Raw genomic sequence first — 22,759 nt, 5'->3', positions numbered from 1 at the left:
AGTGATGTATTTTATATATTTATTTGATAAAAAAGGAAGGATGAATGTTCAATCAACCGACACAACTACTTCTTAGGAAGTGTGTTATAGTTAATTCAGAATCAATACTGCTTAGCAGCATTAATTCTCACCTATCTTTTATTTATTTGTTTTTACACCAACTTAAAGGAAAGACCAACTATATTTTTAGTTGGTCTTTCCTTTTGTTATTAGAATACGATTAAGAATCACTTAGTTATATACAAATTACTGTTTATTTTACGATAATGTACATATACTTCCGATAGAATTCTACCGTTCTCTTAATAAAATATGAAAAACATAACTAGTTAAGGTATCTATCAAAAAAATCGAAACAAAAAGAACTTGTAATATATAATTACAAGTTCTTTTTATCGTAGCTTCAACACATTGGAACTATAAACTTGTAAACAACAACATTAGAGGAAGGGTGAATTATCCCCTTAAAATAATTATATAACTAATATTCATATTTTGAGATTGAAACCTTGAACATTTCGTTAATTTTAACGATCACTTTAATATTCTGCATTTTTAATTTGCATAAACATTTATAATTCTGTACATTACAATAAAATCAAATAACCTAAAAATATATGTGAAATTTTTTATATTTTTTTGATATTAATTGAATATTTTATGATTATCATTTCATTTTCACTCTAATATTGCCATGTTTCTAGATTGCTATTAGAGATTTACCTTCTAAAACTTACTTAAAATTGGTTAGTATTGAATACATTGACTGAAAATTGAGAAATCAAATGCATATTGATACTATTATGATATAAATTATCTGTCAGTCTAACTTCCATTACCCACAATAATGTTTTTCTATCTATGTATAGAAATAATTTATCTGTCAGTAATTTATAGTTTATTATCATACATTAAAAAGGAGGAAGTAAAATTATGAAGAAGAAAATCATTACAGCAACTGCTCTGGCTGCAACATTAGCTACAGGGGCCTTACCTACAACATCAGTATTTGCTGCTGAGACAGTTGCTCCTATCCAACAACAGGAATCACAAGTTAGTATTCAACCGTTTGCACAAAGTAATCTAGAAACGGCTGTTCAAGCTGCATTAAATGGCCCCGAAGTAAAAAAAATAAAAGTATTTGAGCATGAATTTAATGTAAAAGAAATTGAAGTTGTGGATCGAGGTGCAGCTGGTAAAGATGTATACGGACAAATCTCTCATCATTTAAGCTTCCGTCCAGATGATCAACTTTACTATAAATTCACAAAAAAAGATGGTGAGGTAACGGGATTCGAATTCCATATTGATAGAGGAGGCTGGACACCAATTGTAGCTCCACTTTTATCAATTCTTGCTGCATATAACGGAATTCCTGTTAATCCAAATGATTTAAATTCACTCGGTCAACAACTTGGTAAAGTTATCGATGGTAGTTGGGAACATGCAGGACAATCTATTGCTACTGCAGTTAGTTTAAGCTTTAATGAGAAATAAGCTTATAGGCATTATTTAGGATTACAGAGAAGTATTATTCGTAAGTTTTTCTAAAATGATATTATATGTAACAAATATATTTCTAACTTTAATGCAGTAATAAGAGAGAGACTCTCCCCAAAAGTCTTTTGATCTCAGATATGGAATTCATATAATTTTGTCACATAATACCTTAACAAATAAAAATCTACATTAATTTACATTAAGGATTATGTAAATATTACCAATTTCATAATTCATTGTACTTCGGAAAACAGACGTCTAGTTTAAGACTTCTGTTTTCTTTGTATAATATTAGATATAAAAATTTGAATTTCAAAACACCCAGGAATACAATGAATATAGTATATACCTTATTTTAAAAAAGAAGGATTGAACATGAAAACTAAAGTATCTAAATCAATTCAAAATTTGCAATTGAAATCATTTGAAATGATGACAAATTCTGTTTCTTTTAAATCTATTTTGCGTGGAACTGGTATGACTTTTGTAATTATTTTTGGATCATCTTTCATTAACAACTCTTCTTTATTTTCATTAAATTCTTTGATGGTGATATTGGGTTTCTTTTTAATCTTTACGCCATATATGTTTAATATTGCTGAGAAGTCTAATATATAACTTAATTTCCGACGTTTAATCATTGACTTAAAAATTATTAAGCACCCAAAACAAGAAATTCACACACTTTTAATTAAAAGGTGGGAATTTTTTTGTTTGGGTCTATTTGCTCTTAAATTTATCGTTTTCCGACAGAAGGCTCCTTCCTCAAAAATGTGAAGGTGTGAAACACCAATTTTAAGCGGGAGATGAATGTCGGTTGGCATAAGCCAACATGTTTGTTATCATTTACTTGTACAGATTGCTCTTCGAAAACTGAAGATATGAGGTTGGTTGCAGAAAAACGTTGCAACCGTAAAATCTTCAACGTTCTTTCGCCCCACGCTTGCCGAAGTTGCGAAAACCAAGCTAAAGTAGGGAGTGTGGTGAGTCAACGTACAAGATACTTATGTTCTCACCGTAGGGACTACGGGTAGAGCCTGCTAAGATAACCGGTGGATACATCGGTGTTCGCAGGAATCTCCCACTTCAAACAGTCCGTAAGGACGTTAAGTGGTGAGTAGTTCAAAGTTAAGTGATACTACTTCAATTAATTAATTTTTATTTCTAATTTAAAATTATGCAAATGGGTTGCCTATATTTTCTCTACAATACAATCCCCCTATTTAACTATTTATATTGTATAGATTACCTAATCCCCCATACAAAACTCTAAGAGTATCTTCAATTTTTTATATTATATTTATATAGAATTGGCTCTTTCTTGAAAACATACTATACTATAAAATAAAATTAACAAATATTATTTTATGGAGGTTCATAATGAATAAAACCGAACTAATTAACCAAGTATCCGAGAAAACATCACTTACTAAAAAAGATGCTACCGCATCTGTACAAGCTATCCTAGATCAAATTACACAATCTCTTCAAAAAGAGGAATCCGTACAGTTAATTGGATTTGGTACATTTGAAGTACGTGAGCGTTCTGCACGTACTGGGCGCAATCCCCAAACGGGCGAAGAAATGCATATCCCAGGAGGAAAAGTACCTGCATTTAAAGCTGGGAAAGCTTTAAAAGAGGCTGTTAAATAAGGATTAAATTATCTATCTAAAAAGGAATGGAGATTTTTATCTCCATTCCTTTTTAGATTAATCATATATTTTTCCGGAAAATAATTAACTAGTTTTTTATCATTTTCACGATTTCCATACCCTGCAAACTCTTCTAATCATAGAATTTGTTTTTTAGATGCTAGGCGCATCTTTTACTGCTAATTTTTTCTTACTTAAATAAACAGCCCGATCCGATTTTTTTGCAACTTTCTGTGAATGCGTCACAACAATTACACATTTATTCTCTTGATGGGCGAGCTCCTGAAACAAATCAATAATATCATTTGCTGTTTCTTCATCAAGATTTCCTGTTGGTTCATCGGCAATCAGTAAATCTACGTTGCAAGATAGTGCTCGAGCAATTGCTACACGTTGTTGTTGCCCGCCACTTAGTTGCAAGACATTTCGTTTCGCCTCTACTTCTGTAAGTCCTACCTTCTCTAATAATTCTAATGCTCTTGCTTTTTTATTCTGTACCTTCACACCTGTAATTTCCATGGCTGTTAGTACATTTTGAAGAGCAGTCATATAAGTAATTAAGTTATATGCTTGGAAAATCACGGATACATATTGATTACGGTATCGATCCAAACCAATTTTTCGAATGTCCTTTCCTTTATACAGTACATGACCATTTTTAGGTATATCTAGCCCACAACCTAAGCTAAGCGTTGTGGTTTTACCAGATCCAGATGGCCCTAAAATCGTGTAAAAGTGCCCTTTTTGAAAAGAAAAATTAACATTATCTAGTATCGTTACTTTTTTTCCGTTACTTTCATAATAATAATTTAAGTTTTTAAATTGTAAAATCGTCTCCATATTGGACCTCCTTATTCATCTTTTAAAAGAATTTGTTTTGGATTTAAACGTAGAATAGATAATGCAGGAAGAAGCGTTGCTAATATTGCAATAGCTAGTCCAATTCCCCCCATTTTTCCTAAATCCTCTCCTGTTACGCTTACATCAATTTTATCAATTGGATCTTCTTTTTCATTTGGCATCTTACCATTAGCTTCAATTATCATTGATACCCCATTTTTTGAATCATCTTTTTCTTCGCTTGCTGTAGCAATTTCATTAGAGAGTAAATTATCTCCTATTAACTGAGACACTTTAGATCCTGTTGTGACAGATAATCCAAACGCTAATACAGCAACACATACTACTTCTACTACTAACTGGGCCATTAGTTTCCATTTTTTCTCCCCGATGGACAATAAGATACCCATTTCCTTACGACGCCCTTTAATTGATAACATAATAATTAATCCTAAGATAATAGCACCCGCAATAGATACAATATAGATAATCATTTGTGAAGTAGAGGCGATGTTTTCAATTGGGCCAACCATTTGTTTATATACTTCGTCATGTGCATCTAACTTGAATACTTCAAAATCAAGACCTGATTTCTTTGCTTCTTCTTTAAATGCATCAATAAATAATGGGTCTTTTAAAGAATATACCGCTTGAAGTGAAGTAGCATCAGGACTACCTGCTTTTGCCTTCTCGTTCTTTCCCCCCGCGTTCTTTTGAGCGGCTTTATAGGTAGTATATATGTTGTTAGCTGGTTCTAACATAGCGTCACCCAAATTAGCTAAAATCCCTTCCAATTTTCGACTTGTTTCATAAATCCCAATAATCTCGTATTCCAGTGTAGTTTTGGAATCACTTCCTTTTACTTTAATTTTATCTCCGACTTTTAAGTTGTTTTCAGCGGCTAATCTTTTTTCAATAACAGCAACATCTTTATCGACTACATCCTTTGTAATTGGTTTGCCATCCACCATTTTACTTTCTCCACTTTTAAATGTGTCCAGTAAACTCATTTCTCTAACACCATATATACTTAGGGTCGGAATGTCTCCTTCTCCTGCCATCTTAGTAAATGAAGAATTGTTCTCTTTATTAGCTGGTTCAATATGTTTAAATTCATCGGGAGTACCATTACTTGTGAACAAGTAATTATAATTTTTAACATACTTTGATTTTGCTAATTTACCAGCTAATTGGTCAGTAAGAGGAGTAAATTTATCTCCCTGCCCACTCTCTAGTAGCTTCATTACATCAGGAGCTAGATCAACCTCTGCCCCCAATTTTTTTCTTGCAGCATCCGCTGCTTTTTGAGTTGCGTTTTGGACTGTGAAGCCTGCTAATACTAAATTGACAACAATTAAGAAAACTGCCATCAAAATAAATGTTGTTCCTTTTCGTTGTTTCATACTGAGAATTGCTCGTTTTATAAAATTCATTATTTCTACCTCCTTGATACCTTGTATTCTATATAGGCTATCTAGAGTTTATATGAAGATATTCAGTAGTTTATCTAAAGAAATCAGGGGTTTATCTGGAGTTTATTTGGAGTTATTCATTGACCTGGTCAACAAAAGTTGGAACACAAATTAGCATATGCAATCGATTTTGAATATTGGTAAGGAGTCAGTCCATTTAATGTGGAATGAGGACGAACGGAATGATAGTACATATAAATAAATTCAGCCACCAAATCTTTTCATGTTAAAACAGGGTGATTTTTAATTTTATAATCGATTTTTAGAAAATAATCAAAGACACATCTCAAGCGGAATAATATTTGAAAGTTACTGCCCATGTTTAACTAGAAAAACAAAAAGAACTTGTAGGAATTACTACAAGTTCTTTTTGCGAAATGACCGCAAGGGGGAAACAACATATTTCAACAGACACAAAAGGAAAACTACCTATATAATAGTTTGACTCCATTATATAACAAATATTAACAGCGCCTTCACTTATTCATAGCTCTTTGTAAATTCAGATCTTGGTTCATCGCAATATCCTCCAATGTTTGTGTAAGATGTTCATCTTCATTCGCTGGCAATAAGGATATTCTCACATTCCTTAAAATAGTTAAAATCATATCTTAATTCATGTTTGAGACTCCTAGATTTCTATCTATACCTTTTTTCTATTTTCCTATCTCTTTAGAATCTAGGAGTCTTTCATTCCCATCATCATCAATCTCTGTATATGATCCGTCTTCGTTTATACGTTTTCCCGATCTCCTTATCCTTCATACTCTTCTAATCATAGAATTTGTTTTTTAGACGCTAGGGGCGTCTTTTACTACTAATTTTTTCTTACTTAAATAAACTGCTCGATCCGATTTTTTTGCAACTTCTTGTGAATGCGTAACAACAATTACACATTTATTTTCTTGATGAGCGAGCTCCTGGAACAAATCAATAATGTCATTTGCTGTTTCTTCATCAAGGTTTCCTGTCGGCTCATCCGCAATCAGTAAATCAACATTACAAGATAGTGCTCGAGCAATTGCTACACGTTGTTGTTGTCCACCACTTAGTTGCAAGATATTTCGTTTCGCTTCTACTTCTGTAAGTCCTACCTTCTCTAATAATTCTAATGCTCTTACTTTTTTATTTTGTACCTTCACACCTGTAATTTCCATTGCCGTTAATACATTCTGAAGAGCAGTCATATAGGTAATCAAATTATAAGATTGGAAAATTACAGATACATTTTGATTACGGTATCGATCCAAACCAATTTTTCGAATATCCTTGCCATTATACAGTACATAACCATTTTTAGGTATATCCAGCCCACAACCTAAGCTAAGAGTTGTGGTTTTACCAGATCCAGATGGCCCTAAAATCGTGTAGAAATGCCCTTTTTGAAAAGAAAAATTAACATTATCTAGTATCTTTACTTTTTTTCCGTTACTTTCATAATAATAATCTAAGTTTTTAAATTGTAAAATTGTCTCCATATCGATCCTCCTTATTCATCTTTTAAAAGAATTTGTTTTGGATTTAAGCGTAGAATAGATAATGCCGGAAGAAGCGTTGCTAATATAGCAATAGCTAGTCCAATTCCCCCCATTTTCCCTACATCTTCTCCTGTTACACTTACATCAATTTTATCAATTGGCTCTTCTTTTTGGTCTTGTAGCGTACCACCAGGTCCAGACATCATTACAGTACCATTTTGTGGGGTATCTGTTTCTTCGCTTGCTGTAGCAATTTCACTCGAAAGTAAATTATCCCCTACGAATTGAGAAACTTTAGCTCCTGTTGTTAGAGATAATCCAAATGCTAAAATAGCGATACATACTACTTCTACTACGAACTGCGCCATCAGTTTCCATTTTTTCTCTCCAATGGACAATAAAATTCCCATTTCCTTACGACGTGCTTTAATCGATAACATAATAATTAATCCTAAGATAATTGCACCTGCAATAGATACCATATAGATAATCATTTGAGAAGTAGAAGCGATATTTTCGATAGGACCAATCATTTGTTTGTACAATGAATCATGTGCATCTAACTTAAAATAATCAAAATCAATATCAGATTTTTTTGCTTCTTTTTTAAATCCATCAATGTATTGTGGATCGTTTAAGAAGTACACGGCTTGAATACTATTACCCATACCGTCATCTGTTTCTAATTTTTTTAAAGTAGAGTAAGGCATATATAGCTTATTAGCTGGGTCCATCATAGGAGGGGCATGCTGACCCATTGGTTGCTCATTCGTTTCATAAATACCAATAATTTCAAATTCAAGAGTTTGCTTCTTATCCCCTGATTGAATTTTAATCTTATCTCCTACTTTCAAATTGTTTTGTTCCGCTAATCGTTTTTCCATTAAAGTTACATTCTGATCTTTCATCTTTTCTGTAATTGGTTTCCCATCAATGATTTTACTTTTTCCATTTTTAAAACTTTCTTGTAATACAGTTTTACGAACTCCTTCTATTATAAGAGAAGAATTCATATCTATTTCTGAGCCCGAACCTGATCCACCCGCTGCTGCCACCATTCCAACTCTACCTTTTCCTTCGTCTTCTCCTTCTGAAGCACCTACTAGTTTAAATCCATCCGAAATTCCGAAAGTATTAGTTATGTAGTTATAGTCTTTTACATACTTGGACTTCGCTAATTGATCTGCTTCTTTTGTGTTGAGCTTTGGTGGTTTAGGCATCTCTCCAGTTTCCCTAGCTTCTTGACCTAATTTATCAAAATCAAGACCTAAAGTGACATCTGCACCTAGTTTTTTTCTTGCTACATCCGCAGCTTTTTTTGATGCATTTTGAATTGTGAATCCTGCCAACACTAAATTTGTAACAATCAGAAAGACCGCCATCAAAATTAATGATGTTCCTATTCTTTTTTTCATACTGAGAATTGCGCGTTTTATAAAATTCATTTTTCCTAACCTCCTTGATAGTTGTTATTCTAAATACACTATCTGGAGTTTATATGAAGATATTCAGTAGATTATCTAAAGATATTAGGGCTTATCTGGAGTGCATATGTATTGATTCGTTAATATAGTCAAGAAAAGATGGAACACAAATTAAAATACGTAATCGATTTTGAACATTGGTAAAGGGTCAGTCCATTTAACGTGGAATGAGGGCAAACGGGATAATAATAATAATTATAGGTATAAAATATCAGTCACCAACCGATTAACTTGAGGAAGGAATACAAACACGGGATAACTCTCTTTATTTATGACCCATACAGTTCAGGATGGGATACTATAGCTGGAAAATTAGCCTCCTGCATGGAATAACAATGTGAGCATTCTTTTTGCTTCATCACATGTACCACCTCTGATATATCTAGTACCCACACAAAAAGCACATATTAAAACTAGTAAAATAGAAAAAACCACCGTAAGGTGGCTGTATTTTTAAGCGGCACGTGTTTGATCCGTTAATTTCACATTTTTTGTTAGTTTTTCACCATTTCGATAAACGGTTAATTTAATTGTATCCCCCAATTTTTTCTTTTCATATAAATATTTACGGAATTGAACGACATTCTCTATTTTTTGTTCATCCAATGCAATCACAACATCATATTGTTGCAATCCACCTTTTTCTGCTGGTGATTGACTAGAGATATTCCCCAACATGGCACCACTTGTTATCTCTTTTGGTAATTTTAATTGATTACGTGCAGAATCTGTTATTTTCTCCACATCCAATAACTGTACACCCATCATTGGGCGTTTAACTGTTCCCTCTTTTTCAAGAGACTCTAGGGTTGTTTTGGCTATATGAATTGGGATTGCAAATCCAATTCCTTCCACTGCTTGTTGTGCAATTTTACTCGAATTAATTCCAATGACTTCACCCTGTTCATTAAACAAAGCTCCTCCACTATTCCCAGGATTAATAGCTGCATCTGTTTGAATGACCTGTGCTTGCCAATCCACTTGTTGATTTCCAAGGGTACTAACAGGTATTTCTCGTTCCTTGCTACTAATAATCCCCTTTGTTACACTCCCTTCTAGCCCTAATGGATTCCCAATGGCTATCACAGTTTCCCCTGTACGAATTTTTTCTGAGTCTCCAAGTGTTGCGACTCTATTTACATCTGTACCGTCAATTTCTAATACAGCTAAATCTAATAAGGGATCTGTTCCTACTACTTTAGCGGTCACCTTTTTACCATTATTCAATTTCACTTCTATTTTATTCGCACCGTCTATCACATGATTATTTGTGACAATAAAAGCCTTATTACCTGTTTTTTTATATATGACCCCTGACCCTGAACCAGCTTCTTCTGATTGTGCTTGCGTATTAAATGGATCTGTATTTTTTTTATAGTTAATGACACCTACTACAACTTCTTTTGCAGATTCAATCATATTTTGAAGATTGCTCACATCTTCTGGTTTGTGAGAGGTAGGAGTAGCCTGGTTCACTTCATTATGTTTAGGAGATTGCCCTGCACTTCCTTTACTTTCATTTATATAAGGGGAGGTCAATCCAATGGTAATTGCACCAATCATTGCACCAATTATTCCGGTAAAAAAATAACCTGTTTTTTTATAGGCTTTATTCCCATTGTTTTCTGTTTGATTTGTATCAAAATGTTCCATTGTAAGCATTCCTTTCACCTTTTATTTTACTTGAGTATTTTCATTTTTATATTTAAATTCCAATGTATGGATATGATATTTAAGAGTCACCATTTCCCAAAAATAAAATGTTAACTTTAGGTATAGTTTAGACATAAATCAACTATTTTTTTGTAGAGGTAACTGTATATTTTGGTTTTTCTGTAAATATTAACATGAAGATATTCAAACTTACTTCGATCTGTTCTCTAAAAAAAGAGCCTATTCGGCTCTCATCAAATCAATTATTCAATGTACATAGCATGTTATACGGGTATTGGCACAAAGCAGCAAGAAGGAATCATAACCTCAATTAGGTTCTTTACTCTTTTATTATAAACTTAGAGCCGAACGTTCTCGTGAGAATGGATGGTAATAGGTTTGTGTGTAAATAAGAAGGAAGGGATAAAATTTGATAGATTGTGTAAATCGTCAACATCATGTATCATTCCTTTCTATTTGATACATGTAGCATACAAATCTAATCTGTATTCTATATGTAGTTAATCTAGAGTTATAGTAAAGATTTTCAGTACCTCGTTATTGAATGCACAAAAAAAAGAATCAATTTGATCCTCTCTATTTTTGTTCACTAGACCTATATAGTTTTCTTTTATTTACACTTGTGTATTTATTAAAGCACGGCGCTAATTTTAATTTTTGTTTTTTCTCTTTTATGCGACTATTATTCGAATGAGGGGCCATCCACAGTTGTACATCTAATAAAGAAAGAATGATGTTTGATTCCAGTGACATCTTGATTACCTCCCTCTGTCTTGTTATGTATATAACCTATCTCATGCATCTGGAGCTGATTTGAAATACATGTAGTTTTCTTGTGAAGTTTTTATAGTGTTTCTAATACATCTCCACATCAACTCCAGATTGGAAGGTTATAATGACTACAAGAGGTGATATTATGAAGAACTATCACATTCTGGTGGTAGAAGATGATCAAGAAATACAAGAATTAATCAAACAATTTTTAATGACACAACAGTATAAAGTTATAGTTGCATCAGATGGATTAGAGGGCATGAAACAATTTAATAAGCAATCCTTCGATTTAATTCTTCTAGATGTGATGATGCCAAACCTGAATGGATTTGAAGTTGCCAAAATGATTCGAAGTCAGTCAAAAATACCAATTATTATGCTAACTGCGCTAGAAGAAGAACAAGATCAAATGAAAGGATTCGATCTTGGAATCGATGATTATATTACGAAACCTTTTTCTTTTCATGTTTTGATGAGACGAGTCGAAGCAGTACTGAGAAGAAGCAATAATCAAAGTACGGATAATCATTTCATATTTAGAGAACTACATGTCGATGGCGATGCATATAAAGTATATGTAAATAGGGTTGAAGTTCCCTTAACGACAAAAGAATTTGAAATTTTGCAACTACTACTTCAGAATGAAAAAAAGGTACTCACAAGAGAAAATATTGTAGAAAAAATTTGGGGATATGAGTATGCCGGAGACACAAGAATGATTGATACGCATATGAAAAACATACGAAAAAAATTAGATATACCCTATATTAAAACAGTAAAGGGCATTGGTTATAAAATCGATGAATAAGATTGTAAAAATCATGAAGATGAAGAGAATTACCTATAAACTCTTTATGACTACATCCCTCATTTTGTTAGCCTTTGCAACCTTAATTTATGTAACTTTATACTTCTTTCTCCCTAAATTTTATGAGAAATACAAAACAGATCAGCTTCAAACGGGAATCCAAGAAATAATTGATAAATCTAAAGATCTTACGCTTCAAAATGCAACACCACTTGTTGATGAATACGCACAAAAAAATAATGCAGTGATATATCTTCAAGATAATGAGGGAAGAATTATTTATTATCCTTTTCTTCAAAGTACTTTTCAAGGGAGTACTATTCAAGAGGGCGCTATTCAAGAGGGTACTGTTCGGGGGAGTCCTGTTCAGGGGGGGACTCCGGCAAAAGGTTTTGTTACAACAGTACCAATAAAGGGTTTGGCTCAATCTCGCAATTCATATGAGGCTACCAAGCCAATACAATTCCAAGATGTTAACTTAACGCTTGTGGTGTTCGCAACATTTCAACCAATCGATGAAGCTTCACAGGTCTTGGTACGTTTTCTACCCTATATTAGTATCATTGTACTGGTTATTGGTTTAGGAAGTGCTTATCTCTATTCAAGGTTTATTACTAAACCACTTATTTATATTAATAAAGGTGCACAAAAGATGGCAAACTTGGATTTCTCTGAAAAAATTGAGGTTCGTTCTATGGATGAATTAGGAGAATTGTCCAATAGCTTGAATGATATGTCCATAAATTTACAACAAGCAATTTTTGATTTACAAAAAGCGAATCAGCAATTAAAAAGTGATATTGAAAAAGAAAGAGAACTAGAAACAAAGCGAAGGGAATTCTTTGCTATTGTAGCACATGAATTAAAAACCCCTCTTACTGTTATGAAGGGATATCTAGAAGGGATGATATATAATATCGGCCCTTATCAAAATCGTGACCAGTATTTAAAGAAAAATTATCAAATAATTGAAAGTCTGGAACAACTGGTTCGCGAAATTTTAAGCATGTCAAAATTAGAACAACATACCTTTAAACTTCAAGTAGAAGAAGTAAATCTTTCGAAATCAATAGATGCAATCACAAAAAGCCTCGAATTTTTTGCTTCTCAAAAAGGCATTCAAATAATAAAAGAAGTCAATTCTGATATTTTTGTTTATACGGATTATGTTCTTTTAGAAAAAGCTTGTAAAAACATCATTCATAATGCGATTATGTATTCACCGTATAACGAAAAAGTCTATATAAAGTTAACAAAGGATTCTAAACAAAACAACATCCAAATGCGAGTTATCAATACAGGTGTCAAAATAAAAGAAGAAGATATACAACATATTTTCAAACCATTTTATCGAATCGAAAAGTCAAGAAATCGAAATACGGGAGGGAGTGGCTTAGGGTTATATATTGTAAAACAAATTTTTGAATCCCTTTTTATCACGTATTCTATAAATAATACCAAACAAGGCGTAGAATTTTTAGTTACCATTCCATTATCCAGCAAATAAACAACAAAAGAGTCTCAATCTCATTTCATCCTATAAAAATGAGATTGAGATTTTTCATATTATGTTGGGTATGGCAACCCAAACATAATATGGGGTACAGAGATATTAAAGTTGTTTAAATTACATTAAGATTCTTTGAAAAATAGTAAAGTTGTCTTGTTATAATTAGCTTTACCGCGGCAATAAGACCTATTATCCTTTCACACTGACAGTAAGTTTGGCGTTGACGGGCTTTTTTGGTATTTTGCATGTGGAGCATCAATTAAAAAATAATATGAATCCTACAAGCCTAGTCATATCAGTGAAAAAGTAACTAATATGCATTCAATACACAATTTATTTGTATAAAAACATTCCTGTTAATATAGAAATGTTTTTATTCTTTAGGAAGTTGATGTTAAAAAAACAGAATAAATAGTGGATTCTTTATTATAAGAATTATTTTCCCGTTAGAATAAGGTCGCAATTCGATTCACTTATAAATCACTTGAAGAAAGCTTATAAGTAAAGGGGTAAGGGAATGAGCCAGTTAATCGATTCTATAAATAAAACATTATATTTTATAAAGGAGCCTATATGATGGGAATTATTGTGATTTGTAATTGCTGTAATAGAAAAAAGGGTACTCACCCTTTTACATTTTTACCCTATGAAGAAACTGATTACTATTGTGAGAACTGTTATAATGATCTGGTTCTTATACAAATGCATGAAGAAAATTCAGATAAAAACATTATTCATTTGACACATAAAGATCAAAAATAATACACTTGCAAGTGTATTAACGGAAGAGAATTTATGAAACAAAAAAGTATTCATAGTGGTTGTAATATAAGTATGATCCCTGAATTGTATATTAATGAACCATTTGTAGACGGGATAGAAATATTTTTTGTTACACAAACTGGCTGACTGTACTTTTTTCACTACAAACTGATAACTTAACAGCTGGGTAGAAAGTGATGAGTATACTGGACCAGATATGACTGATTTCGGATTTCACATTTTTTGTTAGTATTTCCTTTCATCATATCTAAAACAGATTTATATGCTTAGTGACAAGGTCGATCAAACTATATAAGCAGATAATCCATTCTACTCATTCGCCATATTATGCATAATAATCTATAAAATACGTATCTATAAATTAAAGATTTAAAAAAGAAAAAATCTGAAGATCCTTCTGACGTAAGGAGTTTCAGATTTTTTTATTTTAGTAATACCCTTTGCAACAAGTTGCCATTAGGATAGTGTATCAGCAACTTGTAGCTATTACTATGAATGCTAGATTCCTCAAAATTATTCCATATTTTTTCATTTTATTTATATTATTCTATGCTTTGTTCTAAATTATAATTCCATATTTATGGACAAAAGTTTAAATTTATGGAATTTTGTACAAGCTATTTATACGCTATTTTTAATTAGGAGGGATTCTTTATGTTTGGTCTAGGAAAAAAAAGAACTCCATTTGGGGAGTATTTAGATCACAGAGGAATCAAACAACAATGGCTTGTACAAAGAACTGGATTAAGTAAATCTCTGATAAGTGATTTAGCAAATAAAAAGGATCGTATTCCCACGTTAACATCTGCAACTAAAATCATTAGAATACTAAAAAAATTTGATAAGCATATTGATTATCAAGATTTTTGGAATATTGATATTTAATACCTCTAAAATGGACTGCACATCTAATTGTCTCTAATCCAATTGTGTAGATTACTAAAAATATAGATTTTTTTCTTTATAACTAATGATTATTTAACACTTATAATACAAAAATTCCTTTTATTAAAAAGGATATAAATTTTTATTTAGCTCTGTTCATATCCCCACTCAAAATAATTAATGATTACATCCCACTTCATTTTTGAAAAATCAATTCTTTAAAAACATTTTTTATTAGAAAATCTAAATTTCATTGTTTTTTTATCCAGAAGCCTAAATATACATTTGATATTATTCTAAAGTTTATAGCGCACTATTCGAACATTTTGTGAAAATCAGCAAAAAACATTACAAACTACTAGTAGTAGGTATTAATTTCCTAGTGTTTGTTCCAAGCACTGTGTTAAACTGAGAGAGTTTAACAGATCTACTCTAATAACATTAATGAAATGGGGTATTTACTTGAACTTTCCACAATTAAAAATCGGTCATATGATGCCAAAGGTCCCAATTATGCAGGGAGGAATGGGCGTAGGCATTTCATTAAGTAAACTTGCATCTGCAGTTGCAAATGCTGGAGGAATTGGGATTATATCAGGAACTGGTATTTCCATAGATGAAATGAGAATGCATATTAGGAAGGCGAAAGAAAAGATCCGGAATACTGGTTATATTGGAGTAAATGTCCTTTTTGCAATGAATGATTTTGCTGAAAAAATGAAAGCAGCTATTGAGGAAAAAGTTGATTTCATCATATCTGGTGCTGGCATTTCACGAGATATGTATACTTGGGGAAAAAATGCCGACATACCAGTTATTTCAATAGTATCCTCAGCCAAACTCGCTAGATTATCTGAACGCTTGGGTGCGGCCGCTGTTGTAGTAGAGGGTCATGAAGCAGGAGGACATCTGGGTACCGATCGACCTTTATTCGATATATTACCGGAAGTAGTTGCAGCAGTCGAAATTCCCGTAATTGCTGCTGGAGGAATTATGACTGGGAAAGATATTGCTCATGCCTTAAAAATGGGTGCATCTGGTGTGCAAATGGGTACAAGATTCGTTGCAAGTAATGAGTGTGACGCACCACTATCCTTTAAGGAAAAATATATAAATGCTCGATTAGAAGATACTATATTAGTCAAAACAACTGTCGGTCTTCAAGGTCGTGCGGTTAAAAATAACTTTACTAAATTAATAGCTGATAATAATAAAAAGATAAAAATAAAAAAGTGTATAAATTGCTTAAAAAACTGTTCTTATCGTTTCTGCACGCTAGATTCTTTGATAACCTCTATGGATGGTGATTGTGAAAATGGTCTTGTTTTCGCAGGTGCACGAGTAAATGAAGTCAAAGAGATTTTGCCCGTCCAAACAATTATTAACAATATTATGATGGAATATAGAGCATGTATTTAAGGTAAAATCCATGTAAGCTCTTTAAAAAATATTTAATGTTATACATTCTTATTTTCCTGACGATACATCAACTAATAATTATACTCCGGACATTATTGGTCATAAAAAAGAACACCTACAAATGCTGTAGGTGTTCTTTTTTATTTATAATTGGATAATTTCTCTTATTTCTTCTATAGGTAACTTCGTAAATTTCGCAATATCCTCTACAGACATTCCGTTTTTATACATACCACATACCAATTGTATACGTTCGGCTTTTTTGCCTTCTTCAATACCCTTTTCAATACCTTTTTTGATTCCTTGCTCCTCTGCGTGAGCAAACTTTGCAGCTTCATCCATTAGGTTTTTTTCCCTCGCTTCATAGGCTTGTCGGAAAGTCGAATCTTGACTCATTCGCTCCCACTTATTCATTGCTTTTTGTAAAATCGGATCTTGATTCATCGCAATGTCCTCCAATGTTTGAGTTAAGTGTTCATCTTCATTTGCCGGAAGTAATAACAGCCAACGAACAAATGAATCTTCCCACGGATTAACTTTCTCTTCCCGCCATTGTTCCATTAATTTAGGAAGCTCTATAACATGAATCTCTATATCATCACTAAACTGCTTTTGCTGTTGTACATTCCATAGCTTTCCCGTAGTATGAAATTCCTCATATTCGGGAAAAAGTACGAAGTTTAACAAATTAATAGTAATTGTTTTACTAAGAGAGCTGTACGGCATCCCTTTTTGTAACTGTGAAGTATATAATTTACCCCAGTAATATAAACTTCGTTTAATCATGTCGTGATTATTATTCAGCTGAATTTCTACGTTTACTTTAGTACCTGTGTCTAACGTGGCTGAGACATCTAAAATTGATAATTTATCATCCTCGTGTTCTCGATGTAAATGTGGATCCTCTAATTGTAGTGACATAATAGGTGATTCTAATGAATTCTTTAGCATGGCATTTAAAAATGTGATAAGAATATCCTCACTACCACTTGTTCCAAATAATTGCTTAAAAGCAAAATCAATTCGTAAATTTACTAATGACTTGGTCATGACTTCCTCTTCCTGTCTAAGAAACTCTCTTTTCTTTATTGTACATAAAAATTAGGTAATCATGCAAATAAGAACATTTACAAAAGATAACGCTATCATTTTTTTCAAAAATATATGTTCACTAGAAGATACAGGTACAATTAATAGTTAATTTGGTAAATTATAACATGTGTTATCTTTAAATAATACCCATTTTAAAAAATAATGGATTATCTGTGACATAATTGTTAAATTTAGGGATACAAAAAGGCTTTCTATATAAAAAATAGAAAGGTTATGGTGTACGGATAAAATATAAGGGGGATTTATATTATGTTTTCAAAAAAACAAAAATTAGTAACAGTGGTTACCACTCTGACGCTAGGATGTGGATTAGCTTTCGGATTAACTCCTACTTCAGCAGATTCTATAAGTAATCCTACTCCTATTAAGGAAGAACAAGTAAGAATACAGATACCTTTCACTGGATATGTTATTTCAGCAGATGATAATTATTTGGTTGTAGCTGACACTAATACAAAAGAGGAGGCACTTTCTTATCAAAATAATTGGTGGGAATTAGCTTCTCAGAATAAAATTTTACGTGTTCCTATTACTAGCAAAGATAACTATAGCGTAGGTGAAAAACTAAATATATTTTCCGTAGGATGGACTCACTCTATTCCACCAATCGCTGTTATGCCTGTTATCGAAAAAGTAATTGAATAAATTATATATTTTTTACAAAAGAAGATAGCCATTACAAATGGCTATCTTCTTTTAAACTCGTTTATTCTAAATTGGACTAAAGAATTTTTGTTTGTAACTATCTTTATAAATTTATGCTATAACAACGCTTGTGCACTTTTGTATTTACTGAACTATGGCTTGTTCTTCCTTCTTCATAGCTCTAATGGATTGAGCTACTTTAACCATCATAGAACATTCTATCCTCTTGCGGAAGATTTTACAGCTGAACTCATGTGTTCCCTTAAGGGAACCCGTTGCATGTATTGTATTAGCTGGGCAACCGCCGCTACAGTAAAGCTGTGCCCAACATTCCTGACATTCCGGTTTTGAATAGCAATTATTCTCCTTAAATTGAGACTGTATCTCTGTTTTTGTAATGCCATCCCAGATATTCCCCATACTATATTCTTCTTCCCCAACAAACTGATGACAAGGAAATATCTCCCCCCATGGGGTAATAGCAAGGTATTCAGTTCCAGAACCGCAACCAGAAATTCTCTTTTGAACACATGGGCCTTCTGAAAGGTCAAGCATGTAATGATAGAAAGTAAAACCGTTGCCTTTTTCCTCACGGTTTAGCATTTCCTTCGAGAGAATTTCATATTGATTGTAAATTTCCAAAAGATTTTCTTCACCGAGCGCATATGGTTCTCGTGGATTACAGATAACTGGTTCCATTGAGATATTATTAAAACCTAGATCAGCGATGTGATAAATATCATTGGTAAAATCAACATTATTATAAGTATAGGTTCCACGTACATAGTATTCTTTATCTCCACGCTTTTCAACAAATTCCTGAAACTTTGGAACGATATAGTTGTAGCTACCCTTCCCATTGACAGTTTTACGTAGATAATCATGAACTTTTTTTCTTCCATCAAGGCTTAATACAACATTGTGCATTTCCTGATTCAAGAAGTCAGTAATTTCATCATTAAGCAGCATACCATTTGTAGTAAAGGTAAAACGAAAAGTTTTTTTGTACTCTTTTTCTTTATTTCTTGCATAGACGACAATCTGTTTGACAGTCTTCCACGCCATGAGTGGCTCCCCACCAAAAAAATCAACATCGAGATTTCGATGATTACCTGAGTTTTCTAATAGAAAATCGATGGCTCTTTTTCCAACTTCATAACTCATGATGGCCCTATTTCCATTGTATTTTCCTTGGCTAGCAAAGCAGTATTCACACGACAGATTACATGTATGCGCGACATTAAGGCAAAGAGCCTTCACATAAGTGGGACGATTTATCAAATCAATTGAAAGATCCTTATAATCATCATCGGTAAAAAGCTTCCCATCTCTTTTTAGTTCTTCAATATCCGCAATTGTTTCTCGAATTTCCTTCTCGGAAACGTGGAAATCATATTTATACTTTTCTTGTATCGTTGACAGGATTTCTTCCATAGGAGTATTCTCATATAGCATAATTATTTCATAAGCAAGATTGTCAACAACATGTACTGACCCGCTATAAGTATCTAATACGATATTGTATCCATTTAATTTATATTGATGAATCATACTGGATAATCAAACTCCTTTTTCATAAAGATTGCCGCCCAATAAAATATAACTGCGTACAATACTACTTGTTTCCTATCTATTTATTGTATTTTCACACTTTTGATTTGCAACTCCACATGAGGTTTTACAAGCGGACTGACAAGATGTCTGACATGCACCACATCCACCATGTTTTATAGTATCTTGCAGTTTACAAGTGCTCAGTGTTATAATTCTTTTCATTACCTATAACCTCCTTTTGAAATAATTTTGAAGAACTAAGGCACATCATTGTGAACATCTTCACAATGATGTGCCTTAGTTCTTCAATTTTGGTGTATTAATTCTATTCATGCTTTTAACAACACTTCGATTAACCACTAAATATTACCAATAACTTTATGTATTAACAAACTACTTTTACTGTCTTTTCTTTTAACCATAATTTAAAATATCACGAGAATACCAAATATTATCTATTTAAAAGTTATATACCATAAAAGCTACATATAGACTAATGTTTGTTGTAATTATTTATATATTCATAAGTACGGTACGTGAAATTACAACATTTATCCTATAAAAAAATATGGACGTTTATAGCTTTCTGCTACAACTATAAAAAGTCAACCCCAATGGAATTGACCTTTTATAGACTGTGGCAACAGAAGGATGTCATAAAACTAGGATTTGATATTGTAGCGTTTCACTTGTGAAAAGTATAACATGATTAAACAAAAATAGATGTGTCGATCCTTGGAACATTAGTTATAACTTAATTTTTTGATTATGTATAGATATATATAATATTTAATGGGCCTATAGAATTCATCATACATCACTATCAATAATTAATGCTTTTTTAATAATAAAAAAGATGTCCAAAAAAATTCTATTTTTTTAGACATCCTTTTAATCTATTTTATTAATAATCCCGTAGGAGTAACTTGATATGTTTTTTTCTTACCCACAAATTCCTGCTTACTATTCTCAAGATTTGTAAGTGTGGCACGTGTCTTTTCCTTTTGTGCTTCTCCCTCTATATGAGTAAACTCAATATAATCTCCTACTTTGACGGGAACGGTTTGGTTTTCAGCAGCTTGTTGTCTATTTCCTACAATTTCTTTATTATACAAAATATTGCCCGATGAGTTTTGAACTTTAATGCTTGCATACGTACTAGTAAAATAGGAATGGGGTATACCCGCTTCTAATTTAATCTGCATTTTTTCTGTTGCTTTGTTATACTCTACTTTTGCGATTTCTCGATCATTATATCCTTTTAAAGACCACGCAAATTGATTTCCATCTAAAACTGTTGTTTCTGGCATTTTCTCTACTTTCTTCAGGCCTTCTTTTGTAACTTCGTACATGGCTTTTTTTCCAAAACTCTCTTGTTTACTATTATCTACATTTGTGAGAGTAGCTCTATGCACACCTTCTTGATGTGTTAACTCGATATAATCTCCTACTTTGACTGAAACTTTTTGCGATTCAGCATTTTGTTGTTTGTTTCCGTAAATATCCTTATTGTATACTACTTTCCCTGATGCATTTTGTACTTTAATACTCGCATATGTTTCATTAAAATAATGATGTGGTATGCCTGATTTTAAATCAACTTGCATTTCTTCTGTCGACTTATTGAAATTGATTTTAGCAAACTCAAAATCACTGATTCCTTTTAGCGACCAAGCAAATTGATTTCCATCTAGAATTGTTGCTTCTGGCATTTTTTCTACTTTCTTCAGGCCTTCTTTTGTAACTTCGTATATGGCTTTTTTTCCAAAGCTCTCTTGTTTACTATTATCTACATTTGTGAGAGTAGCTCTATGCACACCTTCTAGATGTGTTAACTCTATATAGTCTCCTACCTTAACCGAAACTTTTTGCGATTCAGCATTTTGTTGTTTGTTTCCATAAATGTCTTTATTGTATACTACTTTCCCTGATGCATTTTGTACTTTAATACTTGCATATGTACTATCAAAGTAGTTATGTGGTACACCTGCTTTTAAATCAATTTGCATTTCTTCTGTTGATTTATTTAAATTTACTTTCGCAAATTCAAAATCTCCAATCCCTTTCAGTGACCATGCAAATTGCTTTCCTTCTAAAATACTAGAAGAGTTCGGTATATCTGGTTTTATTGGATTAGAATCTGTACCCTTCCAAATCTCTGCTGTTAAAATTGGATACCCTAATGCAGCCACTTTTTGAATAGTATCGTTGTTTGGACGTAATCCCCACTTCTCAAAGAAAGGAATCAAATTTTGTTTAGCTACTTTTGATGCTGAGATCATAAATAATTGTTTTTTATTTTCATCAGTTTGTGGAAGTTCACTTGAAGGCATATCTCTATACAATTGATGCAATTTAGGATAGAAGTCCTCTCCATATGCTAACTGTAGTTGCCAAAGCATAACAAGCTTAACAAAAGCATCACTAATTTCGTCATAATTTTTATTCGTTTGTTCTAGGTATTGAAAGGCTTTTGTATAAGTTCCGCTTTTTTCCAAATTTGATGGTTGATTAAATGCTTTCTCTACAGAAAGACTGTAAATATTATTTTGTACTTCTGTCATATTATAAAACTTCCAGGGCGATTGCTGTCTCAAATGTCCTGCCTCATGCCAAGGACCCCAGCCATCTTTTACAAATTTATCAATATCTAACACGTATTGGATTGCATCTCCTACATATGCTGTTCGATAAGGATATGCATACATATAATAATCAGGAGAATGATTTTCTTCTACGTAATGAACATAATGTTTATCTACTTGTTCTTCAGATAATCCAGCTACTTTGTCTTGAATTCGAGTAGCTTCATCCATCTTTTTTAAGAGTTGTACAGGATCTGTATTAGAACCCAACAAATATTTCTTAACACGTGCAGGGCTGGCCGTAATTAATACACGTTCGCCTTTTAACTCCACTGCATGTGCATTAGGATATTGGTCCAGCATGTTTATTAAATCTTGTTTTGTATGCTTTCCTAGTTCAAAGAAAGGCGTAGTCGTTCCACCTGTTGTAATTGTTGTTCGAATGCTACCTCCTTGCTGTTTATTATAAAAATAAATCAGCCCCCCATTTGGAGATTGGATTGTGTTTACACCAGGTTTTAATGTAAATGATTTTATCTTAGAATCTTCTCTCCAAGAAGCATCATACGAATACGTTCCAAT

18 protein-coding genes and 1 pseudogene are annotated in these 22,759 nt (G+C 32.6%); 7 read left to right on the top strand and 12 right to left on the bottom strand.

Features of this window, described 5'->3' with window-relative positions:
• The first annotated feature begins 933 nt into the window (after positions 1-933).
• A complete protein-coding gene (locus ACTJJY_RS26600) occupies positions 934-1,497 on the top strand; it encodes a hypothetical protein (protein ID WP_000726947.1) in 564 nt (187 codons plus the stop codon).
• Positions 1,498-1,901: 404 nt separating this feature from the next.
• Here the strand turns inward: ACTJJY_RS26600 and ACTJJY_RS26595 are convergent, their stop codons facing one another.
• The gene (locus ACTJJY_RS26595) at positions 1,902-2,141 is read right to left on the bottom strand and encodes a hypothetical protein (protein ID WP_153218587.1); all 240 of its coding nucleotides are present in this window, start codon (positions 2,139-2,141) and stop codon (positions 1,902-1,904) included.
• 739 nt (positions 2,142-2,880) lie between these two features.
• On the opposite strand from ACTJJY_RS26595, the gene ACTJJY_RS26590 reads away from it, so the two are divergent.
• Positions 2,881-3,153 carry an HU family DNA-binding protein gene (locus ACTJJY_RS26590; protein ID WP_016083288.1) on the top strand — a complete coding sequence of 91 codons (273 nt, stop codon included), beginning with the start codon at positions 2,881-2,883 and terminating at the stop codon, positions 3,151-3,153.
• A gap of 153 nt (positions 3,154-3,306) precedes the next feature.
• Here ACTJJY_RS26590 and ACTJJY_RS26585 read toward each other — a convergent pair whose 3' ends face one another.
• The 7 genes and pseudogenes from ACTJJY_RS26585 to ACTJJY_RS26555 form a co-directional block, all read right to left on the bottom strand.
• Entirely contained in the window at positions 3,307-3,993 is a 687-nt protein-coding gene (locus tag ACTJJY_RS26585; protein ID WP_214632158.1) for an ABC transporter ATP-binding protein, read from the bottom strand.
• Between the two features lie 11 nt (positions 3,994-4,004).
• Entirely contained in the window at positions 4,005-5,426 is a 1,422-nt protein-coding gene (locus tag ACTJJY_RS26580) for an ABC transporter permease (protein WP_440607004.1), read from the bottom strand.
• Between the two features lie 518 nt (positions 5,427-5,944).
• Positions 5,945-6,037: pseudogene (locus tag ACTJJY_RS26575) on the bottom strand (Rpn family recombination-promoting nuclease/putative transposase); the annotation flags it as partial.
• A gap of 219 nt (positions 6,038-6,256) precedes the next feature.
• Entirely contained in the window at positions 6,257-6,943 is a 687-nt protein-coding gene (locus tag ACTJJY_RS26570) for an ABC transporter ATP-binding protein (protein WP_065705978.1), read from the bottom strand.
• An 11-nt stretch (positions 6,944-6,954) separates the two neighbouring features.
• Positions 6,955-8,388, bottom strand: coding sequence for an ABC transporter permease (locus tag ACTJJY_RS26565; protein WP_440607003.1), 1,434 nt, complete (start codon positions 8,386-8,388; stop codon positions 6,955-6,957).
• 492 nt (positions 8,389-8,880) lie between these two features.
• Entirely contained in the window at positions 8,881-10,089 is a 1,209-nt protein-coding gene (locus tag ACTJJY_RS26560) for a S1C family serine protease (RefSeq protein ID WP_284489586.1), read from the bottom strand.
• A gap of 588 nt (positions 10,090-10,677) precedes the next feature.
• Positions 10,678-10,854 (bottom strand): hypothetical protein, encoded by a 177-nt coding sequence (locus ACTJJY_RS26555; RefSeq protein WP_213747452.1) that lies wholly within the window; start codon positions 10,852-10,854, stop codon positions 10,678-10,680.
• 163 nt (positions 10,855-11,017) lie between these two features.
• Between ACTJJY_RS26555 and ACTJJY_RS26550 the strand changes: the two genes are divergently transcribed.
• From ACTJJY_RS26550 to ACTJJY_RS26535, 4 genes are all read left to right on the top strand, one after another.
• Positions 11,018-11,683 carry a response regulator transcription factor gene (locus ACTJJY_RS26550; RefSeq protein WP_065705984.1) on the top strand — a complete coding sequence of 222 codons (666 nt, stop codon included), beginning with the start codon at positions 11,018-11,020 and terminating at the stop codon, positions 11,681-11,683.
• A 13-nt stretch (positions 11,684-11,696) separates the two neighbouring features.
• On the top strand, positions 11,697-13,190 hold the full coding sequence (locus tag ACTJJY_RS26545; RefSeq protein ID WP_065706031.1) for a sensor histidine kinase: 1,494 nt from the start codon (positions 11,697-11,699) through the stop codon (positions 13,188-13,190).
• Between the two features lie 1,440 nt (positions 13,191-14,630).
• Complete coding sequence (locus tag ACTJJY_RS26540; RefSeq protein ID WP_000467334.1) at positions 14,631-14,861, top strand: helix-turn-helix domain-containing protein; 231 nt, start codon at positions 14,631-14,633, stop codon at positions 14,859-14,861.
• Between the two features lie 444 nt (positions 14,862-15,305).
• On the top strand, positions 15,306-16,280 hold the full coding sequence (locus tag ACTJJY_RS26535) for an NAD(P)H-dependent flavin oxidoreductase (RefSeq protein WP_098103704.1): 975 nt from the start codon (positions 15,306-15,308) through the stop codon (positions 16,278-16,280).
• Positions 16,281-16,424: 144 nt separating this feature from the next.
• On the opposite strand, the gene ACTJJY_RS26530 is transcribed toward ACTJJY_RS26535, so the two are convergent.
• Positions 16,425-17,330 (bottom strand): Rpn family recombination-promoting nuclease/putative transposase, encoded by a 906-nt coding sequence (locus ACTJJY_RS26530; protein ID WP_098103705.1) that lies wholly within the window; start codon positions 17,328-17,330, stop codon positions 16,425-16,427.
• A gap of 312 nt (positions 17,331-17,642) precedes the next feature.
• Here ACTJJY_RS26530 and ACTJJY_RS26525 point away from each other — a divergent pair, with 312 nt between their 5' ends.
• Positions 17,643-18,038 (top strand): DUF3221 domain-containing protein, encoded by a 396-nt coding sequence (locus ACTJJY_RS26525; RefSeq protein WP_016083485.1) that lies wholly within the window; start codon positions 17,643-17,645, stop codon positions 18,036-18,038.
• Between the two features lie 144 nt (positions 18,039-18,182).
• Here ACTJJY_RS26525 and scfB read toward each other — a convergent pair whose 3' ends face one another.
• The 3 genes from scfB to ACTJJY_RS26510 form a co-directional block, all read right to left on the bottom strand.
• The gene (scfB, locus tag ACTJJY_RS26520) at positions 18,183-19,589 is read right to left on the bottom strand and encodes a thioether cross-link-forming SCIFF peptide maturase (protein ID WP_440607002.1); all 1,407 of its coding nucleotides are present in this window, start codon (positions 19,587-19,589) and stop codon (positions 18,183-18,185) included.
• A gap of 75 nt (positions 19,590-19,664) precedes the next feature.
• Entirely contained in the window at positions 19,665-19,814 is a 150-nt protein-coding gene (gene scfA / locus ACTJJY_RS26515; RefSeq protein WP_000821352.1) for a six-cysteine ranthipeptide SCIFF, read from the bottom strand.
• 674 nt (positions 19,815-20,488) lie between these two features.
• Positions 20,489-22,759, bottom strand: a 2,271-nt coding sequence (locus ACTJJY_RS26510; protein ID WP_440607001.1) for a putative mucin/carbohydrate-binding domain-containing protein, incomplete at its 5' end; no start/stop codon positions are given.

This window comes from Bacillus sp. 22475, from assembly GCF_052044835.1.
Lineage (GTDB): Bacteria > Bacillota > Bacilli > Bacillales > Bacillaceae_G > Bacillus_A > Bacillus_A cereus.
The sequence above is the reverse complement of the archived record's forward strand: the minus strand, read 5'-3'. Positions and strand labels throughout refer to the sequence as shown.